Origin of the sequence: Enterobacter sp. ECC-249 (assembly GCF_043965265.1) — a bacterium.
Classification (GTDB): domain Bacteria; phylum Pseudomonadota; class Gammaproteobacteria; order Enterobacterales; family Enterobacteriaceae; genus Enterobacter; species Enterobacter quasiroggenkampii.
Genome location: NZ_CP143660.1, coordinates 1044239 through 1069371, shown reverse-complemented (window position 1 = coordinate 1069371; position 25133 = coordinate 1044239). Strand labels below are relative to the sequence as shown.

Genomic DNA, 25133 nt, shown 5'->3' with positions numbered 1-25133 from the left:
TTCTGGAGAAAACATGAGCAAAGTACTCGCGACGGAAAATGCACCAGCCGCTATCGGCCCTTACGTTCAGGGCGTTGATCTGGGCAGCATGATCATCACTTCAGGTCAGATCCCCGTAAACCCAAAAACCGGCGCGGTGCCGGAAGATGTCGCGGCGCAGGCGCGTCAGTCGCTGGAAAACGTGCAGGCGATCGTTGAATCTGCGGGTCTGAAAGTGGGCGATATCGTGAAAACCACCGTTTTCGTGAAAGATCTGAACGACTTCGCGACCGTTAACGCCACCTACGAAGCCTTCTTCACCGAGCACAACGCCACCTTCCCGGCGCGCTCCTGCGTGGAAGTGGCGCGTCTGCCAAAAGACGTGAAAATTGAAATCGAAGCGATTGCCGTTCGTCGCTAATTCGCTTTGTCGACAATAAGGCAGCCTGGGGCTGCCTTTTTTATGGCCCGCTACTGATTCCGCGTGGCGCGAAGCAGCGTCTCCAGCGGATAGACCGCCGCAATCACCACTTCGTCCTGCACCTTCGCCGCGTTATCCAGCTCGCTCTGAATCGAGGCGATCTCTTTGTCATCCAGCGTGCCCTGACGCGCCACCAGATCCGTCAGCCGAAGGCCAATGGAGGCGAGCTTATCCACCTCCTGGATCACCGGCTTCATCGCCTTGAACTGATAGCTGTTTTCGCTTAAGGCCAGCGCGTCGCTGGTATTGCTCTGCCAGCGGTTAAAGACGTGGCGCAGGGCGTCGGCGCTTTCCGTGTCTTCCGCATCGCTCACCAGACGGTCCGCCCATTTGTGCATCTGGCGCACGGTGGCGCTTTCGGCGTTTAGCGCATCGGCGAAGCGGTTGAGCGGCTCGAACTGATGATAGTTTCCGGCCTGGAACTTCAGGTGCTGGCGGGTGTAATACTGAGCCGGTTCAATCGCCTGAGCGAGGATCTGCAGCGGCAGGGTGTCGGCATTACCGGCAAGGCGCGTGAACTGAACCTGCTGCTGGGTATGCTGCTGCAGCCCGACCGACACCGTCGACCAGCTGTCCATCGCCTGCAGTCGGGTGTACATGTTGTCGACGTCGTTGACGTCCTGCGCGGACCACAGCCGCTCCGCCACCGCAAAGGTGCGCGGCCACAGGCGGATATCCAGCACCGGCGCCACCACGTTTTCCGCCCACAGCGCCGCTTCGCCGCCGAGCAGGTTGGCCTGGTTCGCCACGTCCGGCACGACGGGCGGAACACCTTTCGGCACGTCGTCCAGACGCGCGCCGCTAATCGGGTAGCGCGTATTTCCGACAAGGAAATAACCGGAGAGTTTATCGTTATCAACGGTGACGACCGGGCGCGTTTCGCCCATCCACGTATCGACAGTAAACGTGACCTGGCTGTCATCTCGCCATTCGATGTTCTGCACCGCCCGGCGGGATTTCCCGGCAAAATCAATAAACCCGCGCCAGCCGGCATCCCCTTTCACCAGCGTGAAGCTCCCCTCCACCGGCTTGCCCTTCAGGCGCGGCATGGAGAAGGCCCAGCTCTGGGCGCTGTCGGTATCCGCTATCACATCAACGCCGTTTAACCCCTGCGGGACGATCTCGTTGCGGTAGTGATAGGCGGTGGACTGGGGCTGGTCAAGATAGAACCCGGTGGAGAGAATGCCCTTGTAGCCGTTCTGTGCCACCTGCCCCAGCGCGTCCTGCCCCTGCCAGGACTGGATCAAAATGCTTTTCGGTAAGTCAGGATGGTAGATCTCGTCCCAGCCGACCATCTGGCGGTGATGCTTCTCGAGGATCGTTTCCAGCCTGCGGTTGAAGTACGCCTGCAGCGCGTGGCTGTCCGCCAGCCTGTTGTCGCGCATAAACTGCTGGATGGCCGGGTTCGCTTTCCACTGGCTGTCGTCCACCTCATCTCCGCCGATGTGCAGATACGGATCGGGGAAGATCGCCGCCAGTTCGCTGACCATCGCGTCGGCAAACGCGTAGGTTGCGTCTTTAGAGGGATCGAGAACCGGCTTCAGCACGCCCCAGTGGCGCTCCATGGCGTATGGCCCCGGCGCGCTCATCAGCTCCGGGTAAGCCACGGCAATCGCCGAGGCGTGGCCAGGCATGTCGATCTCCGGCACCACGCGAATGCCGCGCTCGGCGGCGTAGCGCACCACCTCACGCATCTGTTCAGGCGTGTAGAACAGCCCGTCGCTGGCAAGCTGCGTCAGCTTAGGATAGCGCTTCGAGCTGAAGCGCCAGCCCTGGTCGTCGGTCAGGTGCCAGTGCAGAACGTTGAGCTTCGCCGCGGCCATGCCGTCGATCTGACGTTTGATATCCGGCAGCGGGATAAAGTGACGTGCCGAATCGAGCAGCAGCCCGCGCCACGGGAAGCGCGGCGAATCTTCAATGGTAACCCACGGCAGAGAGGTGTTTTCCGCGCCGTTCTGCATCAGCTGGAGCAGGGTTTCCATGGCGCGCAGCGCGCCGAAGCGGGTATTGGCGGAGATATCGACGCCGTTGGCATCCACCGTGAGCTTATAGCTTTCATCGCTGTCCGGCAGCGGCTGCGGCTTCACCTTTTTAGCGATGGCGATGCGGATAGTCGGTTTGTCTGGCTTTTCAGCCTGAGGCTGCAGCGTCCAGCCGGTTTGCAGGGCGATGCGCTGGCGCAGGCGGTTGACGGCGTCACCGAGATCGTCCCCGCTGACGCTAATGGATACGTTGTTGCTGAGCACCAGTGCGCCCTGGGTCGTCGGGCGTTCGACCTTTGCAGGCCAGGGCATCAAAGGGAGATCCCCTGCCGGGGCGGCAAAGGCAGAGGCGCCGAGCATCAGCCCGGCGGTTAAGAGACTGTACCGTAACATGAATGTTCCTTATCTGACGGGCCAAATAAAGGCAAAACATTCTGTTAACATGCGCTCAATTTGTCGTCAAGCGAATGCGCCGACGGAGATCACAGGTTGTTGAATTTGGGAGGAAAGCCAGTCCCCTCACCCCGGCCCTCTCCCCAAAAGGGAGAGGGTGAAAGGCGGCACCGAGCGGTCCCCTCTCCCTTTCAGGGAGAGGGTGAGGGTATGTTTTTACTGCCAGCCATACCGACGCGCATAGAACCCTTTCACCATCTGGGTCAGCACCATATAGCCTGCGAGGATCGCCACCAGCCACGGGAAGTAGCTCAGCGGCAGCGCCTGCAGCTGCAGGTAGCTCGCCAGCGGTGAGAACGGCAGCGCAATGCCGAGCGCCATCACAATCCCCGTCATCACAATCAGCGGCCATGCGGCGCGGCTCTGGATGAACGGAATGCGGCGCGTGCGGATCATATGCACAATCAGCGTCTGCGACAGCAGCCCGACCACGAACCAGCCGGACTGGAACAGCGTCTGGTGTTCCGGGGTGTTGGCATGGAACACAAACCACATCAGGCAGAAGGTCAGAATGTCGAAGATGGAGCTGATCGGGCCAAAGAACAGCATGAAACGCCCGAGATCTGCCGGGTTCCAGTGCTGCGGCTTCTGGATCTGCTCGTCGTCCACGTTATCAAACGGGATAGCCACCTGAGACACGTCGTACATCAGGTTCTGGATCAGCAGGTGCAGCGGCAGCATCGGCAGGAACGGCAGAAACGCGCTCGCCACCAGCACGCTGAAGACGTTACCGAAGTTGGAGCTGGCGGTCATCTTGATGTACTTGAGCATATTGGCAAAGGTACGGCGTCCTTCGATTACGCCCTCTTCCAGCACCATCAGGCTCTTTTCCAGCAGAATAATATCCGCCGCTTCGCGGGCGATATCCACCGCACCGTCAACGGAGATACCGATATCCGCCGCACGCAGGGCGGGCGCATCGTTGATGCCGTCGCCCATAAAGCCCACCACGTGCCCTTCGCGCTTAAGCAGGGTGACGATGCGCTCTTTGTGCATCGGCGTCAGCCGGGCAAACAGCGTGGTACGCTGGGCAAGCTTCGCCAGTTCGTCATCAGAGAGATGTTCAATATCGCTCCCCACCACCACGTCGCCCGCGTCCAGCCCCACCTCGTGGCACACTTTGGCCGCCACCAGCTCGCTGTCGCCGGTGAGGATTTTCACGGTAATACCGCTCGCCTTCAGCGCTTTTAGCGCCGGTGCGGTGGTCTCTTTCGGCGGATCGAGGAAGGCGATGTAGCCCTCGAGGATCAGATCGGACTCGTCGATACGCTGGTAATCCCCCTCCCGCGCGGGCAGGAACTTGCTCGCTACCGCCACCACGCGCAGCCCCTGACGGTTCAGGTTGTCGGTGACGCGCTTGATGCGGCGCAGCATGGTGTCGTCCAGCGGCACGATGTCGCCGTTATAGCGCACCTGCGTGGACACGTTGAGGATCTCCTGCAGCGCCCCTTTGCAGATCAGCTGATGCACGTCCGTCTGCTCGCTCACCACCACCGACATGCGGCGGCGCTCGAAGTCGAACGGGATCTCATCCACCTTCTGCCAGCGGCCGGAGAGCGTGCGGGCGGACTCTTCATCCACCCCTTCCAGCACGGCGACGTCGAGCAGGTTTTTCAGCCCGGTCTGATAATGGCTGTTCAGCCACGCGCTGTGCAGCACGCGCTCGCTGGTTTTGCCGGAGATATCGGTGTGGTTCTCCAGCACGATTTTGTCCTGCGTCAGGGTGCCGGTTTTATCGGTGCAGAGAATGTCCATCGCACCAAAGTTTTGAATGGCGTCGAGGTGTTTGACGATCACCTTCTGTTTAGAGAGCTTCACCGCACCGCGCGCCAGCGTAGAGGTGACAATCATCGGCAGCATTTCCGGCGTTAAGCCGACGGCCACGGAGAGCGCAAACAGCGCCGCTTCCCACCAGTCGCCCTTGGTGTAGCCGTTGATCAGCAGCACGATCGGCGTCATCACCATCATAAAGCGGATCAGCAGCATGCTGACGCGGCCAATTCCCTTCTGGAAGGCATTCGGCTCGCTCTCCTGCTCGCTGACGCGCCCGGCAAGCTGACCAAACCAGGTGTTGCCCCCGGTAGCGGTGACAATCGCCTGCGCGGTGCCGCTGACGACCGTGGTGCCCATAAAGCACAGGGTGTCGCACTCGAGCGGGTTCATCTGCTGCGGGTCGCGGCTGCGCGCCACCTTTTCAACGGGCAGGGATTCCCCGGTCAGGGAAGCCTGCGCGACGAAGAGATCGCGTGCCTGGATGATGCGTAAATCCGCCGGGATCATGTCCCCTGCGGCCAGCTTCACCAGATCCCCCGGCACCAGCTGGTCGATAGGCAATTCCACCCAGGCGTTTTCGCCGAGATCGTTGATCACGCGCGAAACGGTCGCGGTGTTACTGACCATCGCCTTCAGGGCGTCCGCCGCTTTGGTGGAGCGCGCCTCCTGAATAAAGTTCAGCAGCGTGGAGATGCCCACCATCAGGGCAATCACCCCTGCGGCAAACAGATCTTCCGTCGCGTAGGAGATGAGGCCGAGCACGGTCAGCAGCAGGTTGAACGGGTTGCGGTAGCAGAGCCACAGGTGCACCCACCACGGAGACGGCTTTTGCGCCGGGATCTGGTTATCGCCATGCACGGCGCGGATTTTTTCCACTTCGGACGCGTTCAGGCCTTCCGGGTGCCCGCCAAAGGCGCGCCAGACTTCATTTTCATCCATCGCCGCCACGTTCAGGCAGCGTTCGGTCAGGGAAGCGGGGATCGCGGCCCCCGCCATGTTTTTGGCGTTTGGCAGCGGGTCGCGCTGAACAAGACGGTGTGGCAGGTGGCGGCTCAGCAGGGCCTGCAGCTGCCGGGTGATATTTTTAAACATAGTCATTCCTCCGCATCCACGATCGCGGACGCAGCTTTTCCTTCAGGCGTGGCAAAGCCGTACCTGAGAGGCACTCAATTTTTCAAGCAGGAACGTTTGGGACGTTGCTGCCTCACATCACCGGTGAGTCAGCAACAGGCTGGCTTACCGGAAAGAACGCATTCTCCCGTTCAGGAGAGGTGTGGGATCGGGATCCATGAAGCCTCCGGTAAGTAAAAAGTAGGGTGTCGCCGCGCAGTATAAGGATTTAAGCGTACCCTTTGTGACGATTCGGACGGTATTATACCCCCCTGCAAATAAACCGAACGTAAACCAGACTTTGCCCATAGCGAAATCGCGCTATAGCATTAGGCTCAATTGACCATTTTGTTGTTGTTACAGGGAATACAGCATGCAGAACCGCCTTACGATTAAAGACATCGCGCGTTTAAGCGGCGTGGGGAAATCAACCGTCTCACGCGTGCTGAACAACGAAAGCGGCGTCAGCGAACGCACCCGCGAGCGCGTTGAGGCGGTCATGAATCAGCACGGCTTTTCCCCTTCCCGCTCCGCGCGCGCCATGCGCGGGCAGAGTGACAAAGTGGTCGCAATCATTGTCTCGCGTCTGGATTCTCTGTCTGAAAACCTCGCCGTGCAGACCATGCTGCCCGCCTTCTACGAGCAGGGATATGACCCGATCATGATGGAGAGCCAGTTCTCGCCACAGCTGGTGGAAGAACATCTGGGTATGCTCCAGCGGCGCAACATTGACGGCGTGGTGCTGTTCGGCTTTACCGGCATCAAAGACGAGATGCTAAAACCCTGGCAGCCGTCGCTGGTGCTGCTGGCGCGCGATGCCCACGGTTTCGCCTCCGTCTGCTATGACGACGAGGGCGCGATTATCACCCTGATGCAGCGCCTGTTTGAGCAAGGCCATCGCCACATCAGCTTCCTCGGCGTACCGCACGCGGACGTCACCACCGGCAAGCGCCGCCATGAGGCCTATCTGGCCTTTTGCAAAAAGCACAACCTCTCCGCCGTGGCCTCTCTGCCGGGGCTGGGCATGAAGCAGGGCTACGAGCAGGTCGCCAGCGTCCTGACGCCGCAGACCACCGCGCTGGTGTGCGCCACGGATACCCTGGCGCTGGGCGCGAGTAAATATCTGCAGGAGCAGCGTATCGATAACCTGCAGGTGGCGAGCGTCGGCAGCACGCCGCTGATGAAGTTCCTGCACCCGGAGATCATCACCGTCGATCCGGGCTACGCCGAGTCCGGTAGACAGGCCGCCGCGCAGCTGATCGAGCAGATCAACGGGCGCGCAGAGCCGCGTCAGATCGTTATTCCGGCCCACCTTTCTTAACCCCCGCTCAACGGTTTATTGTGATCTTCGCCCGATTTCGGGAACGTTCCCATTTTCGCCGTCACGCTGAAGGAGTAGGCTTGCGCTCAGGTCATTACACCCCTCACCATCTGTCATGAGGTTTCATGATGAGTAAAGTCAAACAAGCAGATATCGATCGGCTGATCGTCCTGGTCGGCGGACGCGAAAACATCGCTACCGTCAGCCATTGTATTACCCGCCTGCGCTTCGTGCTGAACGATCCGGCCAAAGCCAACCCGAAGGCCATTGAAGAACTTTCCATGGTTAAAGGCTGCTTCACCAATGCCGGGCAGTTCCAGGTCGTGATTGGTACCGAAGTGGGCGATTACTATCAGGCTCTGCTGGCAACGACCGGGCACTCCTCCGCCGATAAAGAGCAGGCGAAGAAGGCCGCGCGCCAGAATATGAAGTGGCACGAGCAGCTGATTTCCCACTTCGCAGAAATTTTCTTCCCACTGCTGCCGGCGCTGATCAGCGGAGGCTTGATTTTAGGCTTCCGTAACGTCATCGGTGATGTGCCGATGAGCGACGGCAAAACGCTGGCGCAGATGTACCCGGCGCTGCAAAGCATCTACGACTTCCTGTGGCTGATTGGCGAGGCGATCTTCTTCTATCTGCCGGTCGGGATCTGCTGGTCCGCGGTGCGCAAAATGGGCGGTACGCCGATCCTCGGTATCGTACTCGGCGTCACGCTGGTCTCTCCGCAGTTAATGAACGCTTACTTACTTGGTCAGCAGGTGCCTGAGGTATGGAACTTCGGCCTGTTTACCATCGCCAAAGTGGGCTACCAGGCGCAGGTCATTCCAGCCCTGCTGGCGGGTCTGGCGCTGGGCTTTATTGAAACGCGCCTGAAGCGCATCGTGCCGGATTACCTCTATCTGGTGGTGGTACCGGTGTGCTCGCTGATTCTGGCGGTCTTCCTGGCGCATGCCTTTATCGGTCCGTTTGGCCGCATGATTGGCGACGGCGTGGCCTTCGCGGTGCGCCACCTGATGACCGGCAGCTTCGCCCCGATTGGCGCCGCGCTGTTTGGCTTCCTGTACGCCCCGCTGGTGATCACCGGCGTGCACCAGACCACGCTGGCCATTGATATGCAGATGATCCAGAGCCTCGGCGGCACGCCGGTCTGGCCGATTATCGCCCTGTCTAACATTGCACAGGCGTCTGCGGTCACCGGCATCATCATCGTCAGCCGCAAGCACAACGAACGCGAGATCTCCGTTCCGGCGGCCATCTCCGCCTACCTCGGCGTCACCGAACCGGCGATGTACGGTATCAACCTGAAATACCGCTTCCCGATGCTCTGCGCGATGATCGGTTCCGGTCTGGCAGGCCTGGTGTGCGGACTGAACGGCGTAATGGCAAACGGGATTGGCGTCGGCGGCCTGCCGGGCATCCTCTCCATCCAGCCCGCTTACTGGCAGGTGTTTGCCCTGGCGATGGCCATCGCGATTATCGTCCCAATGGCGCTCACCACCGTGGTTTACCAGCGTAAGTTCCGTCAGGGCTCGCTGCAGATTGTTTAACTTCTTCTTTCGGGGCGCAGTTGCGCCCCTTCGCATTTGCAGGAACACACTATGAATACCCTTCCTCACTGGTGGCAAAACGGCGTTATCTACCAGATTTACCCCAAGAGTTTCCAGGACACCACCGGTAGCGGCACCGGCGATTTACGCGGCGTGACGCAGCGTCTGGACTACCTGAGAACCCTCGGCATCGACGCCATCTGGCTGACGCCGTTCTATATCTCCCCGCAGGTGGATAACGGCTACGACGTGGCGAATTACACCGCCATCGACCCGGCGTACGGCACGCTGGATGATTTCGACGAGCTGGTCGCCGAGGCGCACCAGCGCGGCATTCGCATCGTGCTGGATATGGTGTTCAACCACACCTCAACCCAGCATCCCTGGTTCCGGGAATCGCTGAACAAAGAGAGCCCGTACCGCCAGTTCTACATCTGGCGCGACGGCACGCCGGAGCAGTTGCCCAACAACTGGCGCTCCAAGTTTGGCGGCAACGCCTGGCGCTGGCACGCGGAGAGCGAGCAGTATTACCTGCACCTGTTCGCCCCGGAGCAGGCGGATCTCAACTGGGAAAACCCGGCGGTGCGCGCCGAGCTGAAAAAGGTGTGTGAGTTCTGGGCCGATCGCGGCGTCGACGGCTTGCGCCTTGACGTCATTAACCTGATTTCAAAAGATCAGGAGTTCCCGGACGACAACATTGGCGACGGCCGCCGCTTCTACACGGACGGGCCGCGCGTACACGAATATCTGCAGGAGATGAGCCGCGACGTCTTCACCCCGCGCAATCTAATGACGGTGGGCGAGATGTCCTCGACCTCGCTGGAGAACTGCCAGCAGTACGCGTCGCTTGACGGAAGCGAGCTGTCGATGACCTTTAACTTCCACCACCTGAAGGTGGACTACCCCGGCGGCGAAAAGTGGACGAAGGCGAAGCCGGACTTCGTGGCGCTGAAAACCCTCTTCCGCCACTGGCAGCAGGGGATGCACAACAAAGCCTGGAACGCGCTGTTCTGGTGTAACCACGACCAGCCGCGCATCGTGTCGCGCTTCGGTGACGAAGGAGAATACCGGGTTCACGCCGCGAAGATGCTCGGCATGGTGCTGCACGGCATGCAGGGCACGCCGTATATTTATCAGGGTGAAGAGCTGGGGATGACCAACCCGCACTTCAGCCGCATCACCGACTATCGCGACGTGGAAAGCCTGAACATGTTCGCCGAACTGCGCGCCAACGGCCGCGATCCGGATGAATTACTGGCGATTCTGGCGAGTAAATCTCGCGATAATGGCCGCACGCCAATGCAGTGGGACGCGTCGCATAATGCGGGCTTTAGCGAGGGCGAGCCGTGGATTGGCGTCTGCGATAACTACGAAACCGTGAACGCCCGCTCGGCGCTCGACGATGCGGATTCCGTTTTTTACACCTATCAGTCGCTGATTAGCCTGCGTAAAACCCTGCCGGTGCTGACGTGGGGGGATTATGAGGATCTCCTGCCGGAACACCCTTCTCTTTGGTGCTACCGCCGTCACTGGCAGGGGCAGACGCTGATTGTTGCGGCAAACCTGAGCAATTCGCCTCAGGAATGGCAGACAGACCTTCTCAGCGGTAAATTGCAGGTGTTGATGAGTAACTACCCGACACCACAAACGACGTCGCTGCGTCCGTTTGAAGCCGTCTGGTGGTTGCAACAGTAATCGTCCTGCCGGGTGCAGCTCTGCACCCGGCATACTTTACTGTTTTGGTTGAATAATTAATCAGATTTTTCTCTCCCGCCTTTACAATCGCTGAAGTGCCCGTCGTTTGTACTCTCGTTTTTTTACTTTGTTCTGCATCAAATAAATCGCAAACATGTTTGATGCAAATCACTATATGTAGCACTTAAAATGCACGCCAACCCAACATCTTGTATTTATCGTCTACTATTCCAACAACAAGACGGCGCTTACGCTGGCCGGAATTGTGGATAACACGAGCTGGGAACGCGGGAAGTCTTTGGCCTGGCGGGGAATACGCCCGGAGAAGACTTCTCCACCTCTGTGGATAACCTGTTTTCAAAAATGGAGTGATCATGACACCGCATGTGATGAAACGTGATGGCTGTAAAGTGCCGTTTAAATCAGAGCGCATCCAGGAAGCCATTCTGCGTGCAGCTAAAGCAGCGGGAGTCGATGACGCAGATTACTGCGCCACCGTCGCAGAAGTCGTTAGCAGCCAGATGAACGAACGCAGCCAGGTCGATATCAATGAGATCCAGACCGCGGTTGAGAACCAGCTGATGGCGGGGCCTTACAAGCAGCTGGCGCGCGCCTACATTGAGTACCGTCACGATCGTGACGTGCAGCGTGAGAAGCGCGGTCGTCTGAACCAGGAGATCCGTGGTCTGGTAGAGCAGACCAACTCCGCCCTGCTCAATGAAAACGCCAACAAAGACAGTAAAGTGATCCCTACCCAGCGCGATCTGCTGGCCGGTATCGTCGCCAAACACTATGCCCGCCAGCACCTGCTGCCGCGCGACGTGGTATCGGCGCACGAGCGCGGCGAAATTCACTACCACGATCTCGACTATTCGCCGTTCTTCCCGATGTTCAACTGCATGCTGATCGACCTGAAAGGCATGCTGACCCACGGTTTTAAAATGGGCAACGCCGAGATTGAACCGCCTAAGTCGATCTCCACGGCCACTGCGGTCACGGCGCAGATTATCGCCCAGGTCGCCAGCCACATTTATGGCGGCACCACCATTAACCGTATTGATGAAGTGCTGGCTCCGTTCGTCACGGCAAGCTTCAACAAGCACCGTAAAACGGCCGAAGAGTGGCAGATCCCGGACGCTGACGGTTACGCCCATTCCCGCACCGAGAAAGAGTGCTACGACGCCTTCCAGTCGCTGGAATATGAGGTGAACACGCTGCACACCGCCAACGGCCAGACGCCGTTTGTGACCTTCGGTTTTGGCCTGGGCACCAGCTGGGAATCGCGCCTGATTCAGCAGTCCATCCTGCGCAACCGCATTTCCGGCCTCGGTAAAAACCGCAAAACGGCGGTGTTCCCAAAACTGGTGTTCGCGATTCGCGACGGCCTGAACCACAAGTTTGGCGATCCGAACTACGACATCAAACAGCTGGCGCTGGAGTGCGCGAGCAAGCGCATGTACCCGGACATCCTGAACTACGACCAGGTTGTGAAAGTGACCGGCTCGTTTAAAACGCCTATGGGCTGCCGCAGCTTCCTCGGCGTCTACGAAGATGAAAACGGCGAGCAGATCCACGACGGGCGCAACAACCTGGGCGTCATCAGCCTCAACCTGCCGCGCATCGCGCTGGAGGCGAAAGGCAATGAAGCTGAATTCTGGAAGCTGCTGGATGAACGTCTGCAGCTGGCGCGCAAAGCGCTGATGACCCGCATTGCGCGTCTTGAAGGGGTCAAAGCCCGCGTGGCGCCGATCCTCTATATGGAAGGGGCCTGCGGCGTGCGCCTGAAGGCGGACGATGACGTGTCTGAGATCTTCAAAAACGGTCGCGCGTCGATTTCGCTGGGCTATATCGGCATTCACGAAACCATCAACGCGCTGTTTGGCGACACGCACATGTACGACAGCGAAGCCCTGCGTGAGAAAGGCATCGCCATCGTTCAGCGCCTGCGCGACGCGGTAGACCAGTGGAAAGAGGAAACCGGCTACGGCTTTAGCCTGTACAGCACGCCGAGCGAGAACCTGTGCGATCGCTTCTGCCGTCTGGACACCGCCGAGTTCGGGATTGTGGAAGGCGTGACCGATAAAGGGTACTACACCAACAGCTTCCACCTCGACGTGGAGAAAAAGGTGAACCCGTACGACAAGATCGACTTCGAAGCGGCGTATCCGCCGATCGCCAGCGGCGGATTCATCTGCTACGGCGAGTACCCGAACATTCAGCACAACCTTAAGGCGCTGGAGGACGTATGGGATTACAGCTACCAGCACGTGCCGTATTACGGGACCAACACGCCTATCGACGAGTGCTACGAGTGCGGCTTTACCGGTGAGTTTGAGTGCACCAGCAAAGGCTTTACATGCCCGAAATGCGGCAACCACGATGCGGCCCGCGTCTCCGTGACTCGTCGTGTTTGCGGCTATCTCGGCAGCCCGGACGCGCGTCCGTTTAACGCCGGCAAGCAGGAAGAGGTGAAGCGCCGCGTGAAGCATCTGGGGAATGGGCAGATCGGGTAATCCACTGCCGCGTTAATGCCCGGTGGCGCTGCGCTTACCGGGCCTACGGACCGCTCTCTTTGTAGGCCGGGTAAGCGCAGCGCCACCCGGCGTGGTTATTCGCGATGAACTATCACCAGTACTACCCCGTCGACATCGTCAACGGTCCCGGCACCCGCTGCACCCTGTTCGTCTCCGGGTGCGTGCACGAATGCCCCGGCTGCTACAATAAAAGCACCTGGCGCCTCAATTCCGGCATGCCGTTTACCGCGGAGATGGAAGACCGGATCGTCAACGACCTCAACGACACGCGCATCAAGCGCCAGGGGATTTCGCTCTCCGGCGGCGATCCGCTGCATCCGCAAAACGTGCCGGATATCCTGAAGCTGGTGAAGCGCATTCGGGCAGAGTGTCCGGGAAAAGATATCTGGGTCTGGACGGGCTACAGGCTGGATGAGCTGAATACGCAGCAGATGGAAGTGGTGGATCTGATTAACGTCCTGGTCGACGGCAAGTTCGTGCAGGATTTAAAAGACCCGGCGCTCATCTGGCGCGGCAGCAGCAACCAGGTTGTGCATCATTTGCGGTGAGCGTTAGAGACGTTTGTTTGCATCATGATAAACGGCTGATTTCTCTCTCTTACCGATAGCGATAACAAATACCGTTAGAACGCTGTCCTGAACTTGATAAACCAGGCGATAGCCGGACGTCTTGAGGTTGATTTTGTAGCAATCCGGCAGTCCATGCAGGCGGGCGGATTCGACCCTGGGATGAAGCAGTATGTCGGCAAGTTTTTTCTTAAACTGGGCTTTCACCGTATCGCCCAGCTTATGCCACTCCTTGAACGCCCTCGGGTCAAATGCCAGTTCATAAGTCATCCAGACTAACCTTAATTCCCTTTTGCGGATTAGCCAGTCGCTCCCGGGCTGTCTGTATCAGTTCATCTTCGCTGTCGCTAATGGTGACCGTTTTCACCGGCATGCGCCCCGTTTCAGCAACGTACTGAAACAGCAATCGCACCGCTTCCGTTGGGGTAATATTGAGTTTTTCCAGCACGGCATAAGCCTCGTTTTTGAGTTTGTCATCCAGACGGACGTTTAGCGTGGCCATTATGCCTCCAGTAAAATCGAATATGTAATGCAGTTTAGCATTACATTCGCATTACATCGAATTCTGGATAACGCCTCTCAAAACCGACTCAAACTCTCCATCGCCACCGCCTTAAACCCGGCAAAATCCCTGCTGCTACAGAGCCGCGACATCGCTCGTTCACGCAGGAAAGTGACGAAGATGTCGTAAATCGCCATCGCCTCTTCGTATTCGCTTTTGCTGATGGCGAGCAGGAAGATGACGTGAGCGGTTTCGTCTCCCCACTGGACGCCGTGCGGGGCGAGCACGGTATAGACCACCGTTTTCTGCGCTAAAAGGCCGAGGGAGTGCGGCAGCGCGATGCCGTCACCGAGCATGGTGCTGACGATAGCTTCACGTTCGACGACCGAATCTAGGAACTCCGCGCCGACAAAACCTTCCTCTTCAAGCTGTACGCACAGCTCGCGGAACAGCGTCTGCTGATCGATCGGCTTGTCGATAATGCGGAAATGGGCCGCGTCGAAGTATTTATCCAGCATCCACGGGCGGGTGCGGTCCACCAGCACCAGTTTGCCAATCTGTTCTAACTGATAGTCGGTCGGGAACGGGGCGATCGTCACCACCGGTTTTGACTTTTCGCTGACGCGGGCGGTGGCGATCACAAAGTCTTCGCCAATCGTTTCCGCCAGCTCGTACTCGCGCAGGGTGAGCGTGCGCGTCACCTCAATCTGCGGGTATTTACGCTGCAGCACCGCCTCAATCATGCGAACCATGGCATTACCGGCATCGCATACCAGCAGCACGCGCGGCTGACGCTGGTAGCCGATGTTGTAGTGGCGCTCCAGCCCGACGCCGATATGCAGCACCAGGAAACCAATCTCGTTTTCGCTGATCACATACGGCGTGTATTTGCCCCAGCTCGACACCGCGGCCAGCGTCATGTCCCACGCCATCGGGTAGTGCTGCTTGATGTTATCCAGCAGCGGATTGGGGATCATGATTTGATACCGCACGCGGGTGATCATGGTTTTAATATGCGTAAGCAGATCCGCGTGCAGCTGCTCGTCGCTGAGCAGGTTGTAGTTATAGTGGGTGTTGATGTAGCGCAGGATGTAGTTGACCAGCGCTTCGTCGTCGTCGGCGTTAATCGCGCTCGGGGCGATCTCCTGGATCTGCCGTGCCGCAATGTGCACGCACAGCCAGCTCTCCTCCGACGGCGAAAGCGTTTTGCCCGCCAGCTGCTGGATGGTCACCGCGATATCCTTCGCCGCCTCGCGCACGTTCTCTTCCACGTCTTCGGCATGGAATTCCGGCAGCGGATAACCTTCGCTGATGCGACGTACCGACACCGCGCAGTACAGGCGCAGGAAAAGCTCGCCTTCATCGGTCAGGCGAATGTGGTGACGCGTCAGGGCGTCGTGCAGCACGGGTACCATCTGCTCCGCCACGCCCGCATTTAGCGCCACGTCTGTCACCAGCGGGTTCAGGCTGTCCTGCTGCGCCAGCTCCCAGAGCAGATCGGTCAGGCACGCGCGGGTCGACATCTCGCTGCCAAACAGCTTCATCCCGTGGCGCGGACGGGTTTCCAGCGTCAGGTTGTAACGATGGAACCACTCGCGCACCTCCGCCATGTCGCTTTGCAGCGTGGCGCGGCTGACGAACCACTCGTCCGCCAGATCCTCGAGCTTGAGAGAAAATGCCGAGGTCAGAAAACGCACCACCAGATAATGCACGCGCTCCGGCCCGGTCCGGGGAATACGCAGCGCGCGCGGGTGGGATGCCTGAAGCTGCTGGTAGCGCTGGGCATCATCAATTTTGAGCTGGTAGCCGTTGCCCCGGCTCAATATAAACTGCGCGCCGTGGCTTGCCAGCAGCGCGTTCAGGGCGGTGATATCCGCACGGACGGTTCGCGTGGAGACCGACAGCCGCTGCGCCAGCTCGTCCTGCGGCAGCGTCTCGTTTTGCAACAGATCGAAAAGTTGCGCTAAACGTTGGTTCGGAAATCGCACGTCGTTGTCCTCTAACAGCTTAAGGTGAAATGACCATCTGGGATGGGCTGCCGACCGGGGTATAATCTGGCTCGAAGCTCAATTTCCCGTCCTGCGCCACGCGGAAGCGGGTAATGTTGTCGCTGCGCTGGTTCATGACATACAGCCAGCGTCCCTGCTTATCGAGCGTCAGGGTGCGGGGATAATCACCACGCGTCCACACGTCATCCTGATGCGTCAGCGTGCCCTCCGCTGTTACGGTAAAGTGCCCGATGCTGTTATGCAAACGGTTAGCCACATACAGCTTTTTACCATCGGCGCTTAATGCGAGCCCGGCAGCAAAGCTGGTGCCTTTGTAACCTTCCGGCAGGGCAGAAAGGGTTTTACCCTCTTTCAGGGTGCCGTTGGCGCTCACGGTATAATGGGTGAGCGTAGACGCCTCTTCGTTAATCAGCCACAGGGCATCGCCTTTTGGCGTAAAGACAAAGTGGCGCGGCCCGGCGCCTTTCGAGGAGGCGCTGATAAACGGCGGATCGTTCGGCGTCAGCTTCCCTGTTCGATCGTTAAAACGGTACTGATAGATGCGATCCAGCCCAAGATCGGTGGAAAACACGTATTTTCCGCTCGGATCGGCGGCGATCATGTGCGCATGCGGGCCGTTATGATCGCTGATCGCGAAACTGCCCTCCGCAGCGGCTGCCGGCTTCGCCGCGCCCGGTTCGCCTTGATCCTGATGTTTGTCCGTGGCTTCACCCAGGCTGCCGTCTGCGTTGACGGGTAAAACGGCAATTGAGCCGCTGACGTAGTTCGCCACCAGCAAATGCTTGCCGTTCGGCGTCAGTGAGAGATACACCGGTCCGGCACCGCCGGAGGCCACCTGATTGAGCTCGCTCAGCTCACCGTTATCACCGACGCGAAGCGCCTGCACCACGCCCTGCTCCACTTCGCTTGCCAGATACAGCGTTTTGCCGTCCTGTGAAAGGGTCAACTGCGCCGCGTTCGGCAGTTTGCTCACCAGCGTTTTATCGTTAAGCGTGCCGGTTTGCGGGTCAACGGTAAAGCGGTACAGCCCTTCACCGTTCGGATTGTAGGTGCCCACCCAGGCGTATTGCGTCTGGGCGATGGCGGCGGTGGCGAGCATTGAGAGTGAAGCAACAAGCAGGGTACGAGTGTGCATGGTGGCTCCTTCAGGTGTGTGCGGTTTGTTTCCCCTCACCCCGGTCCTCTCCCCAAAGGGGCGAGGGTGTAATCGTTCCCTCTCCCCTATGGGGAGAGGGTTAGGATGAGGGGTATTGTTTTTGCTACTTCACCAGCTTCTTCGTCATCGCCAGCAGGGTACGCACATCTTCCGGACGCGTATCACCGCTGGCTTTGTCGATAATCGAGCTGTAGATATGCGGGATGATTTTGCTCACGCCCGCGTCGAGGGCGATCTGCAGGATCTCCTCATAGTTTTCCAGATCGATACCTCCGGTCGGCTCCAGCCAGAAGTCGTGACGGGCGCAGGCTTCCGCCACCGCTTTGTACTCGTCACGGCACTTCAGGCCGCCCATCGGGAAGTATTTGATAGAGCTGCCGCCGAAATCTTTCAGCAGAGCAATCGCGGTTTCAACCGGTACGATGCCGTCAGGCGCGTTGCTGCTCAGCGGGCCGGTGGAGATTTTGACCATCCCGACGGTGCCGGTCGGGGAGACCAGACCGTTGACCACAGAGTCGTTCTGCCCCAGCAGCGCGCGGCTGGTGGCGACGCCGGTAAAGACCTGGTTAACGTGCTGCGGCTGCACCTGACGGGAGATCTCGCTCACCATCGCCGACTGGTTCGGATCCCCCGCGCCGAGGCCTACGGAGAGCGCGTTATCAATCAGCGCCGCGTACTCGCGCATATCGGCAACGGCGCTCGCCACGTCAGGGTAATTTTTGGAGAGCACGCCCACCAGCACGTGACCTTCCGCCGCCTCGTAGATGGCGCTGGCGTTGGCCTTCGACCCTGCCAGCACGTTCAGACAGACGCGGTCACGGTAAAAGTTGGGGGTCAGTTTCATGCATTTTTCTCCTGTCCTAATACTTCGCTAATGCGGCGGTACACGATGTTTAGCTGGTCAGCATTCACGCTGCGCACGTCCGCCTCGATAATCCCTTCGTTGGCCTTGTAGCCACGGAAGTAAATGGCGTATTCGCCCTGCTTCAGCTTCGCCACCAGGTCACCCGTGCCGACGCCGGTGGTGGCTTCGTCAAATTTAATCTCGGTGCGGGCGATGTCGCGTCCGGCGCTGTCCCAGACCACGCGCGCGGTCACACCGTTCAGGGTGTTGAGCGCCTCGATAAACGGCGTCATTTTCGCCACCATCTCGGCGCCACTCTCTTTGGTGGCCGTCAGATAGTGTTCGATGGCGCAGGTCAGGCCAAGAATGCCCTCTTTACCCACCTTCATGGCACGGCCAATGCCCGCCGTCTGGCGTTTGACCCACTCAACGTACTGGGTTTTGCCGATCACCAGCCCGCTGGTTGGGCCTTCGATCGCCTTCGCGCCGCTGTAGATCACCAGGTCCGCGCCGGAGCGGTAGTAAACATGCAGATCTTCTTCCGCCGCGGCATCAACGATGAGCGGCAAGTCGTGTTTACGCGCAACAACCGCCGCCTGCTCGACGCTGAGCATGCTTTTCTGCACGCAGTGGTGCGATTTGATATAGAGGATCGCCGCCGTGCGCGGGGTGATCGCCGCCGCCAGCTGATCGGCGGAACATTCGTTGGCGTAGCCCGCCTCCACCAGCCTGCCGCCGCCCAGCGCCACCATCGTGCCCACCGGTGCGCCAAAGTTCACGTTGTGGCCTTTCGGCAGGACGATTTCGTTGTTCTCAATCGGGGTCACGTGCAGGTTTTCCAGCAGCCAGTCGCTGTCTTTAACCAGCACCGCCGCCACGGACTGGGCGATGCCCGCCGACGCGCAGGAGACAACCGTCGCCCCTTCCACGTCCAGCAGCTTCGCGATGTATTCCCCGGTTTTATTGACCAGATCCTTCATCTCGAAATAGTGATTCATGCCGTCCATCGCCGCCTGCACCACCTCCGGGCGCGGGGTGGAGACGCCCAGCGCCGTCATGCGGCCAGAGGTGTTGATAACCTGCTTTAAGTTGTACTTCTCATAAATCGAAGGCATGTTCCGTGCTCCCTTGTTCGGTCATGTAGCCCTTGCCCGCGCGGATCGCGGCAAGCGGCACCAGAATGTGTTCAGCCTGCAGGCTGTCGTTTTCGGCATCCGTCAGCACCGTCGGCTGACGTTTAATCGTGAATAGCGTCAGATCGGCGTCGAGACCCGGCTGGATGCGGCCTTTGCGCGCCAGGCGCAGGCCGTCGGCGGCGTTCGCGGTCACGCAGTCAATCACCTGCGGCAGCGACATGCCGATGGCGAGGAATTTCGACATCACGCTCGCCAGCGAGCCCACCGGGCCGTTGATGCGATTGCGGCAGTAGATGTCAGAGCTGATGGTGTGCGGCAGGATGCCCATCGCGATGGCGCGTTTTGCCACCTCAAAGCTAAAGCTCGCCGTGCCGTGCCCCACGTCCAGGCGCACGCCGCGCTTCAGGGCGGAGGAAATGGAGGCGCGCAGCTCGCCCGAGGGCGTCAGAATCCGGTTGGGCTTGCCGTTGTAGCAGTGGGTGATAATGTCGCCGGAGCTCAGCAGCTCGGCAATTTCGTCGAGGTTCGGCGGGTTGTTGCCAATGTGCACCATCAGCGGCAGGTCGCCGTTCTCTTTCTGAATGGCCTTGGCGCGCTCCAGCGGCGTGATGCCGTTTTCACCGACCACGCTGCTGCTCATGCGCGCCTTCAGGCCGACGATAAAATCAGGGTGGCGCTTCACCGCCTGCTTCACCGCGTCGGCGTCAATATTCGCCATATTGGCTAGTTCGTTTTGGGCGATCAGCCCCACGCGGGAGATGTTCAGCAGGGCAAAGACCTCAGTGGAGGCCCTGCGGGTGATTTCGTAGAAATCGTCCACGTCGTCGGCGCCGGTGCTGCCCGCGTCCACCACGGAGGTGACGCCGGTGGCAATGCCCACGCTGTCCGGCTCGTCGTGGTAAATCGGGGAATTCGGGTAGCAGTGAACGTGGGAGTCAATCCAGCCTGCGCTGACGAACACGTCGCCGTTCAGCTCAACCGTTTTATGCGCGGGGGCGTCAATGTCGCCCAGCGCCGCGATCTTCCCGTCCTGAATGGCGATATCGGTCAGGGTATCGTCGGCAAGGCGCGCACGGCGCAGGAGTAAATCAAACATGAGGATCTCCTGATAAGGCGGGCGCCTGAGCGCCCGCGGGTATTAAAGGGCGACCGGGAACAGCCAGCCCAACAGCATTGCGCCGAGAATGGCGCCACCGGTGATCGGCTTCTGCCAGATGTAGAACACCAGCGCACCCAGCAGGGAACCGACGCCGATTGGGATGGATGCGGTCATGGCGCTGAGGATAATCAACGGCCCGAGGAAGCGGCCTGAGGCATTGCCCGCCCCCATCATCACGTCTGCACCGTAGGTGGAGTTGCTCTGGTTGATGGTGAACTTACGCGCCAGGATGATGACGTAGCCAATTGCCAGGCCAATCACCAGGCCGGTAATCAGCGCGGCAATGAAGTTGGTCACCGGGAACATGATGCCCGCGCCCAGCAGCAGCGCCGGAACGCCGAGGCCCACGCCGGTCTGGATCGCACCGCCGATATCGAGAATACCGACCAGCGACCCTTCGATAATACGGGCGAACAGGAAGCTCGCGCCGAACGCCGCGACCGCGCCGTAAACGCCGGTATCGATCCCCGCCTTCAGCATCGCCACGAAGGCTACTTCGTTAAACGCGCCGATGCCGTAGAGGTAGTACATGTGCGTCCCGGCGAAGACGCCGGAGGAGAGCAGGCCAACGAAGATCGGGAACGACCAGTCGGCATACCAAAAACCTTTATTCTGTTCCATTTAGAGGCTCCTGTTATTTACCGCTGAGCGAGTTGTGGATCATGTCGAGCCAGTTCGGCACGGTCAGATGGAAGGATTCGATCATCTTCATGTCGAAGCCGCGGAAGAAGCCGCTCAGCACGAAGAGCAGGACGATAGCCGCCATCATCACTTTGGTGACGTGGTTCCAGCCGCTCTCTTCCACGCCTTTACCGATCAGGATCCCCAGCACCAGGCCCGGTACGGCGTTGCCCATGATCAGCTGCGCCGCGCCGCCAAAAATGGTGGCCCAGAAGCCTGATTTTTTACCCGCGTCGATGGCCGCCAGCCAGAAGATTACCGGCATCACGGTGTTCACCAGCAGGTTCGCCGCAGGCACCAGCACCTTCACGGCGGTGACCTGAAGCGCAGCCGGAACGGAGGAGGCGGTCAGGTTAAGGAAGGTGACGACAATCATGCCGATCAGGCCGCAGGCAATCGCCATTTTGCGCGGGTCATGCAGCGTTTCGCCGACGTTACGGTTTTTGATCATCAGTGCAGCGGCACCCCAGTTCGGGATGATGCGGTGGTCAACGTCCTGTGTGAAGGCACCTGCGGCCACGGAAGAGGCCCAGGCGTTAAAGAAGAAACCTAACCCAAAGGAGAAGTGGGACGCCGGATCCCCTTCACAGGAGTTCAGTTCCCCCAACGTACGAAACGCGCCCATACCCTGAGTGGTAGGCGCATGAAACATGCGTGCAGCCCCGGCTCCGACACCGACGCCAACCAGGCCGCCAATGATGAGCGATTTTATTAATATAATTAAGAACATCAGTCTGCCCTTTTATGAATAATCAGCGTTGCGTGACGAAATCCACCTGGTCAAGATTGATAGCGGTCACGTTGACGGTTACATCCAGCTCCACGCTGTAGGTGCGTCTTTCCCGGCGCAGAAAGAAGAACAGAAATGCTTCTTTACGCACCGCTTCTTGCGCCTGAACGACCTGCACATCCTGTGGCTCAATACGCAGTAAGATATGCGGTGAGGCTTTCATCACCGCGGCCTGAACGTGGTTGAGCGCGTCGGCAAAGGCGCGCGCTTTGGCGTCGCCCTTCCCCTTCACTCTCACCGTGGTTGTGAACTGTTCTTTCATGCTTATGCGCCGTATTTCTTCTGCCACGCCTGTACCAGACGCTCGCCCAGCTCTTCTTTATCCATAAAGCCAAAGCCCAGCACGTTGCAGCCTTCGTTGATGGCGGTCACGCCCTCTTCCACGGAACGCATGCCGTATTTGGCCTTGTAGCCATATTTGGTCTGGGCGGTGATGGCACCCGCGCCGCCGCTGCCGCAGAAGGAGATGCCGAAGGTGGCGTTTTCCGCTTTCATTACGTCGCCGAGCTTCATGTCTGCCGCCATACCCGGTACGACAACCGCGCGTCCACCTGCTTTTTCCACACCGGCAGCCACTTTCTGACCTTTACCCAGGCGATCGCCAATCACGACTGTAATCTGTTCCATGTGTTGCTCCTTAAAGGTTGTCTTTTGCGACTTCAAAGTGAACGGAGAGCAGCCAGGCTTCTTCATCAGGAAGGTTGCCAAACTGCGCGACCACTTCACGGGCGAGCCGCATTGAATCCGGTGAAATTTCGTCAAACAGCTCTGCTTCAACCTCCGGCAGCGGCTCGCCGGTCACGGACCGGTGCGCCATGGCGCGCACGTGGGAGGTGAGCATCTGCTCCTGTACCGCATTGGGGATGATGTTGTTCCGGGACAGCAGGGCATAAACCTGCTGCAGCATGGTGTTCGCGAGCTGTTCTGTTTGCTCCGCCTGTTCCCCAACGTCGTTCATTACCGCTCCGTTAATCACTGGTCTTACCCCGTTAATGGCTCTGGAATAAAACTAACGTTGGGGGGAAATTGTTTGTAGCGAGTTGTTTTCCACTTCGAAGTGGAAAGGCGAGCCGCAGCAGTGATCTGTGCCACATAAATGCGCCGAATCTGGATAAATCGATGTATTCGCGTGATGAATATCACGCTATTAAGCGGCAACGAACGGGTAAGCAGAGTGGAAAAGATTCCGAGCAGGCTCGTAGAAATGTGACGTGGATAAGGTTTTCTTATGGGGATTGGGTAGAGTGGCGGCGGGTGCTTGAGACTGACCGTCTCAGGCCTGGGACGGAGAGTGGAAAGCCCCTACCTGAATTTAAATCAGGACGGGGCTGTAAACGACACGTCTAGCCACGTGATGTTTGCTACCTCGCCCGCTTTAAAGCAAGGAGGCATCCATGAAACGCCAATCCCCAATTATCCGGGTTTTGATGATTGTTGCTTTGACAATTATCATCTTAACGCTGGTGACGAGGAAAACACTGTGCGAGATCCGTTTTCGAAACGGCTCGCTTGAAGTGACAGCGCGGATGGATTGTCGCTCCGGCAAGTAGGGAGCAAGGATGCGGAGGCGCGTCATGCGCCTCCGCATACGGGGAAGGACGTACAGCTCAGGCACCCAATTAACGATACTTTTTGTGATACGTGTTACGCGTCGTCACAAACTGCTCGGCCGCCGCCTGGGCTTCCTTCACTTTGCCTTCGTTTGCCAGCTTCAGCGCGCCGTCGATCTGGCCGACCAGCACGTCAAAACCGTGACGATAGTCTTTCATCTCTGCGCTGTCTGCCGCTTTGCTTTCCAGCTTCGGCGGCGTCGCTTTTTGTGCGTCCAGCGCCGCTTCACGCATTTTGGTCAGCGCGTCTTTCATTTCAGCCGCATTGTCCGTCTTCTGCACCACCTTCATGTTTTGACCGAGGATGCCCATGTCGTCTTCAAGATCGGCAGCAAACGCAGAAGATCCAAGAACCAGCGTTGAAGCTGCGACGATCGCTAACAGGTGTTTACGCATTGCTCACTTCCTTTTTTATTATTAAAACGCCTTTACGGGTATTACTGGCCGGCGATTTTCATTTCCGGCAGAAGTACAGAACCACACTGTATATTGCTACGTGTTTCAATATCGTTACCGACCGTAACAATATTGCGCCACATGTCCTTCAGGTTGCCGGCAATCGTAATCTCGCTTACCGGATACTGGATTTCGCCGTTTTCCACCCAGAAGCCCGCGGCGCCGCGAGAGTAGTCTCCGGTGATGCCGCTTACGCCCTGCCCCATCAGCTCCGTTACGACCAGGCCGGTGCCCATCTCTTTCAGCATCTGCTCAAAGTTCAGGCCCTGCCCGGCAATGCGCCAGTTGTGGATACCGCCCGCGTGCCCGGTGCTTTTCAGCCCCAGCTTGCGCGCGGAGTAGTTGGTCAGCAGCCACTGGGTCAGAATACCGTCTTTGATGATATCGCGACGTTCGGTGCGCACGCCTTCGCTGTCGAACGGCGTGGAGGCCAGCCCTTTCAGCAGGTGCGGATGTTCTTCAATGGTGAGCCATTCCGGCAGGATCTGCTTGCCCAGCGAGTCGAGCAGGAAGGTCGACTTACGGTAAACGGAGCCGCCCGCGATAGCGCCCACCAGATGGCCAAACAGGCCGGTCGCCACTTCGTTGGCAAAAATGACCGGGGCCTTCATGGTGGAGAGTTTACGCGGCGACAGGCGAGACAGCGTGCGTTCGGCACACTCTTTACCCACCCACTCAGGAGACTGCAAATCCCCCAGCGCGCGGCCAATGGTGTAGGCGTAGTCGCGCTCCATGTCACCGTTCTCTTCGGCGATCACGCAGCTGGAGAGCGAATGACGGGTAGAGCAGTAGCCCTGCAGCATGCCGTGGCTGTTGCCGAAAACTTTGATGCCATAATGGCTGTTGAAGCTGCCGCCTTCGGTATTGGTGATGCGCTTATCGGCCTGCAGGGAAGCCTGCTCGGCGCGCGCGGCCAGCTCGATCGCTTCGTCCGGGCTCACTTCCGCCGGGTGGAAAAGATCGAGATCCGGCGCATCAAACGCCAGCAGGTCTTTATCCGCCACGCCTGCGTAAGGATCCGGAGAGGTATAACGGGCGATATCCAGCGCCGCCTGCACCGTACGGGCAATGGCATCCGGGCTGAGATCGGTGGATGACGCGCTGCCTTTGCGATTCTGGTGATACACCGTGATCCCAAGCGCGCCATCGCTGTTGAATTCGACATTCTCCACTTCGCCATAGCGGGTACTCACGCTGATGCCGGTGGTTTTGCTGACCGCCACTTCGGCGCCATCTGATTTTTCTGAAGCAAGCATCAGCGCGGTGGAGACGGCTTCTTCAAGAATCTTACGCTGCGCTTCAACTTGTGAGGTTACTTTCATCGCAAATGCCATACTGTAAGAGAGAGT

At 58.9% G+C, this 25133-nt stretch carries 23 protein-coding genes; 7 read left to right on the top strand and 16 right to left on the bottom strand.

Annotated features, from left to right (window positions below; all coding sequences use genetic code 11):
- Positions 1-13: 13 nt before the first annotated feature.
- Positions 14-400, top strand: coding sequence for a 2-iminobutanoate/2-iminopropanoate deaminase (ridA, locus tag V1587_RS05145; protein ID WP_008501391.1), 387 nt, complete (start codon positions 14-16; stop codon positions 398-400).
- A gap of 50 nt (positions 401-450) precedes the next feature.
- Here the strand turns inward: ridA and V1587_RS05140 are convergent, their stop codons facing one another.
- Entirely contained in the window at positions 451-2835 is a 2385-nt protein-coding gene (locus tag V1587_RS05140; protein WP_371899451.1) for a beta-N-acetylhexosaminidase, read from the bottom strand.
- A gap of 216 nt (positions 2836-3051) precedes the next feature.
- The gene (mgtA, locus tag V1587_RS05135) at positions 3052-5760 is read right to left on the bottom strand and encodes a magnesium-translocating P-type ATPase (protein ID WP_371899452.1); all 2709 of its coding nucleotides are present in this window, start codon (positions 5758-5760) and stop codon (positions 3052-3054) included.
- A gap of 391 nt (positions 5761-6151) precedes the next feature.
- Between mgtA and treR the strand changes: the two genes are divergently transcribed.
- From treR to nrdG, 5 genes are all read left to right on the top strand, one after another.
- On the top strand, positions 6152-7099 hold the full coding sequence (gene treR, locus V1587_RS05130) for a trehalose operon repressor TreR (protein WP_371899453.1): 948 nt from the start codon (positions 6152-6154) through the stop codon (positions 7097-7099).
- Between the two features lie 128 nt (positions 7100-7227).
- Positions 7228-8646 (top strand): PTS trehalose transporter subunit IIBC, encoded by a 1419-nt coding sequence (gene treB, locus V1587_RS05125; protein WP_047646668.1) that lies wholly within the window; start codon positions 7228-7230, stop codon positions 8644-8646.
- Positions 8647-8697: 51 nt separating this feature from the next.
- A complete protein-coding gene (treC, locus tag V1587_RS05120; RefSeq protein WP_371899454.1) occupies positions 8698-10341 on the top strand; it encodes an alpha,alpha-phosphotrehalase in 1644 nt (547 codons plus the stop codon).
- A gap of 374 nt (positions 10342-10715) precedes the next feature.
- Complete coding sequence (gene nrdD / locus V1587_RS05115; RefSeq protein WP_008501397.1) at positions 10716-12854, top strand: anaerobic ribonucleoside-triphosphate reductase; 2139 nt, start codon at positions 10716-10718, stop codon at positions 12852-12854.
- A 104-nt stretch (positions 12855-12958) separates the two neighbouring features.
- Positions 12959-13423: an anaerobic ribonucleoside-triphosphate reductase-activating protein gene (gene nrdG / locus V1587_RS05110; RefSeq protein WP_371899629.1), complete on the top strand. Its 465-nt coding sequence runs from the start codon at positions 12959-12961 to the stop codon at positions 13421-13423.
- Between the two features lie 3 nt (positions 13424-13426).
- On the opposite strand, the gene V1587_RS05105 is transcribed toward nrdG, so the two are convergent.
- From V1587_RS05105 to V1587_RS05050, 12 genes are all read right to left on the bottom strand, one after another.
- The gene (locus V1587_RS05105) at positions 13427-13711 is read right to left on the bottom strand and encodes a type II toxin-antitoxin system RelE/ParE family toxin (RefSeq protein WP_371899577.1); all 285 of its coding nucleotides are present in this window, start codon (positions 13709-13711) and stop codon (positions 13427-13429) included.
- Entirely contained in the window at positions 13701-13943 is a 243-nt protein-coding gene (locus V1587_RS05100; protein ID WP_371899578.1) for a type II toxin-antitoxin system RelB/DinJ family antitoxin, read from the bottom strand. Before V1587_RS05100 ends, V1587_RS05105 begins: the two co-directional genes overlap by 11 nt.
- Before the next feature lie 77 nt (positions 13944-14020).
- On the bottom strand, positions 14021-15931 hold the full coding sequence (locus tag V1587_RS05095; protein ID WP_371899579.1) for a transcription antiterminator: 1911 nt from the start codon (positions 15929-15931) through the stop codon (positions 14021-14023).
- A gap of 19 nt (positions 15932-15950) precedes the next feature.
- Positions 15951-17087 (bottom strand): lactonase family protein, encoded by a 1137-nt coding sequence (locus V1587_RS05090; RefSeq protein ID WP_371899580.1) that lies wholly within the window; start codon positions 17085-17087, stop codon positions 15951-15953.
- 124 nt (positions 17088-17211) lie between these two features.
- On the bottom strand, positions 17212-17952 hold the full coding sequence (locus tag V1587_RS05085) for a KDGP aldolase family protein (protein ID WP_121424888.1): 741 nt from the start codon (positions 17950-17952) through the stop codon (positions 17212-17214).
- Positions 17949-19067 (bottom strand): DgaE family pyridoxal phosphate-dependent ammonia lyase, encoded by a 1119-nt coding sequence (locus V1587_RS05080; protein WP_371899581.1) that lies wholly within the window; start codon positions 19065-19067, stop codon positions 17949-17951. The genes V1587_RS05085 and V1587_RS05080 overlap by 4 nt, the downstream gene beginning before the upstream one ends.
- The gene (locus V1587_RS05075) at positions 19051-20184 is read right to left on the bottom strand and encodes an amidohydrolase/deacetylase family metallohydrolase (RefSeq protein ID WP_371899582.1); all 1134 of its coding nucleotides are present in this window, start codon (positions 20182-20184) and stop codon (positions 19051-19053) included. Before V1587_RS05075 ends, V1587_RS05080 begins: the two co-directional genes overlap by 17 nt.
- A gap of 42 nt (positions 20185-20226) precedes the next feature.
- Positions 20227-20868 (bottom strand): DUF4310 family protein, encoded by a 642-nt coding sequence (locus V1587_RS05070; RefSeq protein ID WP_023310183.1) that lies wholly within the window; start codon positions 20866-20868, stop codon positions 20227-20229.
- 13 nt (positions 20869-20881) lie between these two features.
- On the bottom strand, positions 20882-21658 hold the full coding sequence (locus V1587_RS05065; RefSeq protein ID WP_024907277.1) for a DUF4311 domain-containing protein: 777 nt from the start codon (positions 21656-21658) through the stop codon (positions 20882-20884).
- A 22-nt stretch (positions 21659-21680) separates the two neighbouring features.
- On the bottom strand, positions 21681-21980 hold the full coding sequence (locus V1587_RS05060) for a DUF4312 family protein (protein ID WP_006810338.1): 300 nt from the start codon (positions 21978-21980) through the stop codon (positions 21681-21683).
- A gap of 2 nt (positions 21981-21982) precedes the next feature.
- On the bottom strand, positions 21983-22345 hold the full coding sequence (locus tag V1587_RS05055) for an SFCGS family glycine-rich protein (RefSeq protein ID WP_023293430.1): 363 nt from the start codon (positions 22343-22345) through the stop codon (positions 21983-21985).
- Between the two features lie 10 nt (positions 22346-22355).
- A complete protein-coding gene (locus tag V1587_RS05050) occupies positions 22356-22694 on the bottom strand; it encodes a glycine dehydrogenase (RefSeq protein ID WP_115876605.1) in 339 nt (112 codons plus the stop codon).
- Between the two features lie 418 nt (positions 22695-23112).
- Between V1587_RS05050 and V1587_RS05045 the strand changes: the two genes are divergently transcribed.
- On the top strand, positions 23113-23268 hold the full coding sequence (locus tag V1587_RS05045) for a Hok/Gef family protein (protein ID WP_104949538.1): 156 nt from the start codon (positions 23113-23115) through the stop codon (positions 23266-23268).
- A 69-nt stretch (positions 23269-23337) separates the two neighbouring features.
- On the opposite strand, the gene cybC is transcribed toward V1587_RS05045, so the two are convergent.
- Both cybC and pmbA read right to left on the bottom strand, forming a co-directional pair.
- Positions 23338-23724: a cytochrome b562 gene (gene cybC / locus V1587_RS05040; RefSeq protein ID WP_371899583.1), complete on the bottom strand. Its 387-nt coding sequence runs from the start codon at positions 23722-23724 to the stop codon at positions 23338-23340.
- A 41-nt stretch (positions 23725-23765) separates the two neighbouring features.
- Entirely contained in the window at positions 23766-25118 is a 1353-nt protein-coding gene (gene pmbA / locus V1587_RS05035) for a metalloprotease PmbA (protein WP_045402321.1), read from the bottom strand.
- Between the last annotated feature and the right edge of the window lie 15 nt (positions 25119-25133).